This window comes from Lentzea sp. NPDC006480, assembly GCF_040611995.1.
Lineage (GTDB): Bacteria > Actinomycetota > Actinomycetes > Mycobacteriales > Pseudonocardiaceae > Lentzea.
The window spans coordinates 1-4,995 of sequence record NZ_JBEXPJ010000298.1 but is presented as its reverse complement, the minus strand read 5'-3'; the positions used below and the strand labels follow the sequence as shown (position 1 = coordinate 4,995).

4 protein-coding genes are annotated in these 4,995 nt (G+C 68.4%); all 4 read left to right on the top strand.

Annotation, left to right across the window (positions count from 1 at the left end):
* On the top strand, positions 1–632 hold a 632-nt coding region (locus ABZX92_RS45065), incomplete at its 5' end, for a hypothetical protein (RefSeq protein WP_355572213.1).
* Between the two features lie 99 nt (positions 633–731).
* Positions 732–3,611 carry an alpha-L-fucosidase gene (locus ABZX92_RS45060; RefSeq protein ID WP_355572211.1) on the top strand — a complete coding sequence of 960 codons (2,880 nt, stop codon included), beginning with the start codon at positions 732–734 and terminating at the stop codon, positions 3,609–3,611.
* Between the two features lie 44 nt (positions 3,612–3,655).
* Positions 3,656–4,600, top strand: a complete 945-nt coding sequence (locus tag ABZX92_RS45055; protein ID WP_355572209.1) for a hypothetical protein — start codon at positions 3,656–3,658, stop codon at positions 4,598–4,600.
* Positions 4,601–4,607: 7 nt separating this feature from the next.
* The coding region (locus ABZX92_RS45050) for an oxygenase MpaB family protein (RefSeq protein WP_355572207.1) at positions 4,608–4,995 on the top strand (388 nt) is incomplete at its 3' end.

The following is a 4,995-nucleotide window of genomic DNA, read 5'->3' as shown; positions in this document are numbered from 1 at the left end:
GGCTCGAACACTGTTCGAGTGGTCAAGGCCGGGGTGGGACCAGCTCACGCCTTGCGTCGCCGGTGAGTCGGCCGCAGGACCCGGTGGTGGTGACGACGGCGCCGTCCGAAGGGGTGAGACCGGGGCTGGGCAGCGCGCCCGACGATCTGCTCGACGTGGACTGGCAGCAGGCGACGCTGACGGCGGAGTTCTGCGGTGTCGAGCAGCCGGTGACGATGGCGAACGGCGAGGCGCGCGCCACGTCCACGATTTGGGGCCCGGTCGAGGTCGTGGTGAACCCGCGCAAACCCGCCTGGTTCGGTGACCTCGACGCGGATGGCCGCGACGAGGCCGCGGTCAACGTCCACTGCGAGAACGGTGGGCACCTGACGCTCGCGTTCGGGCTGCTCGTGGTGAGATCGTTCAACGGAACCCTGGAACTCGTCGGTGAGATCAGCACGACGACCATGCGGGACGATTCGCCGCACGTGCCGTTGCTGGCCGATCCGCGGTTCGAGTACGGGGCGATCACGGTGCGGGAGCTCTGGTACCGGCCGAGCGACGCCGGCTGCTGCCCGACCGGCGTCGCGCAGACCAGGTGGTCGTTGCGCGACGGCACCCTGAAAGCGGCCCCGGCCGTCCAGGTGTCCTGACAGCTCGGATGACTTAGGCCTGCCGAAGGCTTGAACCTGGGTAGTCCAGGTGTAATCATCGGACCTCTCGCCGCCGCCCCGACGAGAAAAGCGATGGTCATGGCACTACGACGTTTGTGTGCGGCCGTAGTGGCCGCGCTGCTCGCTGGCCTGGTCACGATGATCACGCCTGCCGCCGCGCAGGCCGAAGTGCAACACCCGAGACAGGAGTGGCTGCGCAAGTCCACCGCCGGCCTCTTCCTGCACTGGGGCATGTTCACCGCCCCGAAGCACCTCAGCTGCGCCGACTGGGAGCGTGACGTCACCGGCGGAGGGTGGACCCCCGAGTACTGGATCGACGAGGCCACCAAGCTCGGTGCTTCCTACGTCGTGCTCGCGACCTTCCACTCACGGCTCGGCTACGCGCGCCCGTGGCCGTCCAAGATCCCCGGCAGCTGCGCCACCGAACGCGACCTGCTCGGTGAGCTGGTCAAGGCGGGCAAGGCCAAGGGCGTCAGGGTCATCCTCTACATGACCGACGACCCGCAGTGGCACGCCGAGCAGGGTGTGGAGATGCTCGACTCGGCCGCCTACTCCGCCTACAAGGGCGAGCAGGTCGACCTGACGACGCGCGAGGGCTTCGGCAAGTACAGCTACGACCTCTTCTTCGAGGTCATGAAGAACTACAACGACCTCGCGGGCTTCTGGATCGACAACGACAACGAGTACTGGGAGCGCAACAAGCTCTACGAGCAGATCCGGCAGCTGCAGCCCACCTGGTTGTTGAGCAACAACAACGAGGACACGCCGATCATGGACACGGTCTCGAACGAGCAGAAGACCGGCATGTTCCCGTCCTACGACTACCCGGCCGCGACGTTCACACCGATGCCGCGCCTCTCCGAGGCCTGCTACAAGCTCCCGGACACCGGCGACTGGTGGTACAGCGGCGGTGACTCCGTCGTCAACACGCGGCTGAACGTCGGCCGCTACATCACGAACGCGGGCTCCTCGATCAAGTCGCTGATGGCCGAGACGCCGATGGTGAACGGCAAGATGCCGGCGCAGCAGGAGTCCTACAACAACTTCATGTCCTCGTGGGTGACGCCGATCAAGGAGTCGATCCAGGGCGTCGAGGGCGGCGGGTACATGTACGGCGGCATGCAGCCGGGGTTCTGGAACGACGGCGCGCACGGCGTGATCACCATCAACCCGTCGACCGGCAAGCAGTACGTGCACGTGGTGACTCGTCCGCGCAACGACTTCGTCCGGTTGCGGGACAACGGGTACCGGGTCTCGAAGGTGACCGATCTGCGGACCGGCGAGCCTCTCAGGTTCTCGCAGTCGGCGGGGCATCTGACGATCGAGGGCATCACCAAGTGGGATGAGTACGACACCGTCTTCGCCGTGGAAACCCGTGGGCAGCAGGGCTTCTACGACGGTGTGAAGGCGTACGCGACGTCGTCCAGGGACGGCTTCCCGGCCTCGAACCTGACTGACGGCAGCTACGAGAAGTACTGGGACGCGGCCACCGCCCAGCCCGTGTCGATCTCGCTGGATCTGGGGCGCCGCAAGGAGGCCTCGTTCCTCGCGATCAACCAGCGCGAGTCGTCGCCGACGCACGCCCGCGTGTCGTTCGGCCGGCCGGAGGACTCCTCGCGGATCAAGGACTACCAGCTGACCGCGTCCGATGACGGCCGGAACTGGCGGCACGTGCGGACGGGTTCGCTGCCGTCCGCACGGGGCACTCAGTTCATCGACATCGGTTCGGTGCAGGCCCGATGGCTCCGGCTCACCGTGCTCAACACGTGGGGTGGTCCGCAGGCTCCTGTCTACTTCAAGGAGCTGAAGATCGACGAGATCCGGGTCGGGCACAGCTATCCGCGGTCGCCGCGCGACGGCGCGCTGGAGGCCGAGGACGCGTCGCGGTCGGGTTCGGCGCGCGGTGAGTTCTGCGAGGCCTGCTCCGGCACGCGCCAGGTGACCGGGCTCGGCGGTGGTGAGCGCAACGCCGTGACCTACCGCGATGTTTCCGTTGCCGCTGCTGGTACTTACAGCCTGCAGATGGACCTGACGTCGGCTTCGGCGTCGTCTGTCTCGGTGTCGGTGAACGGTGCTGCGCCGGTTTCCGTCGCGGTGCCCGCGGATCGTGCCGACGTGCCGGACCCGACATCGGTCGCGGTGCCGTTGAACGCCGGACGCAACACGGTCAAGGTGTTCAGCACAGGTCGTTCGCTCGGCCTGGACCGCATCTCGGTCGGTGGACTGCCGCCGGCGAACTACACGCCGAAGACGACGCTGACCGTGCAACCCCATGGTGTGCAATGGGTCGCGCCGGGCCAGCAGTCCGTGAAGATCACCACGCGGCTGCGTCTCGACGCCGACGACCAGATCGACAACGTGTCGATCGCGCCGGTGCTGCCCGCCGGCTGGACGCTGACCGGCTCGCCGGCGACGCGGGGATCCATGCGGCTCGGCGGGATTCTGGAGGGTGTCTGGACCGCTGTCTCGCCGGTGGGCCAGGACGTCGGCTCGGTCAGCATCCCGGTGACCGCGTCGTTCCAGCTGCTGAGCTCGGACCGCAAGGTGTCGGGTTCGGTGCCGGTGAAGACGAGGCCCGCTGACCGCGTGTTCGTGCGGGAGGCGGAGGACTCGGCGAACGTGTTCGGCAGCACCGGTCTGACGAGCTGCGGGCCGTGCTCGGGTGGCGAGAAGGTGCGCAACATCGGCGGCAGCCCGGACGCGACGGTGACCTTCCCGAACATCAACGTGCCCGCGGGCAGCTACAAGCTGTTCATCACCTTCACGGTCAACGGGCCGCGCTCGTACTTCGTGACGGTGAACGGTGCCGCGCCGGTCGAGGTCAAGCTGGACGGCGTCGGCAACAACACCCCGTACGTGGCCGAGATCCCGGTGACGTTGAACGGCACGCCGAACACGATCAAGTTCGGCAACGACCAGGCCGGTTCGCCGGATCTGGACCAGATCGCGATCGGCTGATTTCCCGGCGGAACGGCACCCCGCGCGAGTAGGGTGCCGTTCCCATGGGGGATGAAGACCAAGGCTGGCAAGGTTTTCCTCGTAGCGGCTGGACCGACCTGACCGCCGTGCGCACCCGTTTGGCGGCGGGTGCGAATCCCAACGCGGGCCCGTTCCGGTTGCCGCCGCTGCACCTGGCCGTGGAGATCGGTTCGGCGATGGTCGTCGCCACACTGGCCAACGTCGTCGAGGACGTCGACGTCCTGGCCGACGGCCGCAGCGCGTTGTGGCGGGCGGTGCACGCGCGCAAACCCGGCAGCGCCAAGGCGTTGCTGGTCGCGGGCGCGGATCCGGCGCGTCCCATGATGTCCGGGTGGTCACCCGCGCGGTTGAGCCTCGCGACCTCGTATCCCATCGGCTCCGGCGAGGTGCTGACCGCGCAGGAAGAAGCCGCGGTCGCCGAGCACGACCGGTTGACCGCAGCGCTGGACGGGTTCCGGGAGGCGGACGGGTTCAGCATCGCCTGCGTCGCGGGCATCGACGCCGCCGAGGTGGCGCGGCGCCTGGAGGCCTACGTCGTACCGGAGGTCCCGGACGTCTTCGACCGCTGGGCGGAGCCGTTCGGCGCGGACACCGAGCTCGCCGTGGGCCTCACCGACGTGCCGGGAGGATGCGTCCTGATGCAGCCCTGGTATTTCGCCGCGGCCGCGCCGGACGTGTTGTCGAGCCTGTCGGCGGGCACCGTGGCGTACGGCATGTACGCGAACCCCAAGAGCGGCAACCAGGGCAGCGTCCACCGCGCCGGCGAGGCCGTCGCCTGGGACCTGCATCCCGGTGGCGAACCCGCCGCGGACGGCAGCGCGTCCGAGGTGCTGCTGGCCCACCTGTACGCCCACCAGGCCGTCGCCTACTGCTGCGCGTACGTCGGACTGCGGCCGGAGGACGCCAAGGCGTTCACTGAGCCGGACCAGTGGATTGTCCTTCCCGGTCTCAGCTACGGTCACGCATGATGGGGTCATGCTGGAGGCACTGCGGCGGCAGCTGAGCGAAGGCCTGTTCGAGAAGGTCGCCGGTCCGGAGCGGGAGAAGCACGCGCGGCGGATCCACGACGCGCCGGGACCGCGCATGTTCGCGGACGACCGGCCGATCCGGCACGTGCACGCCGATCACGCCATGTTCATCGGCGGGCTGCGGGCGCTGCTGCTGCAGTCGTTGCACCCGCTGGCGATGGCGGCGGTCGCGCAGCACTCCGACTACCGCACCGACCCGTGGGGACGGTTGCAGCGCACCAGCCTGTTCGTCGGCGTCACCACGTACGGCACGGAGAAGGACGCTCTTGAGGCGATCGAACGGCTCGGGCGCGTGCACACGTTCATCCACGGGACAGCGCCGGACGGCCGGGCCT

What these genes read in the sequence shown, in the direction of transcription:
- ABZX92_RS45060 (WP_355572211.1), top strand. Translation starts at nt 732, where the DNA reads ATGGCACTACGACGTTTGTGTGCGGCCGTAGTGGCCGCGCTGCTCGCT.
- ABZX92_RS45055 (WP_355572209.1), top strand. Translation starts at nt 3,656, where the DNA reads ATGGGGGATGAAGACCAAGGCTGGCAAGGTTTTCCTCGTAGCGGCTGG.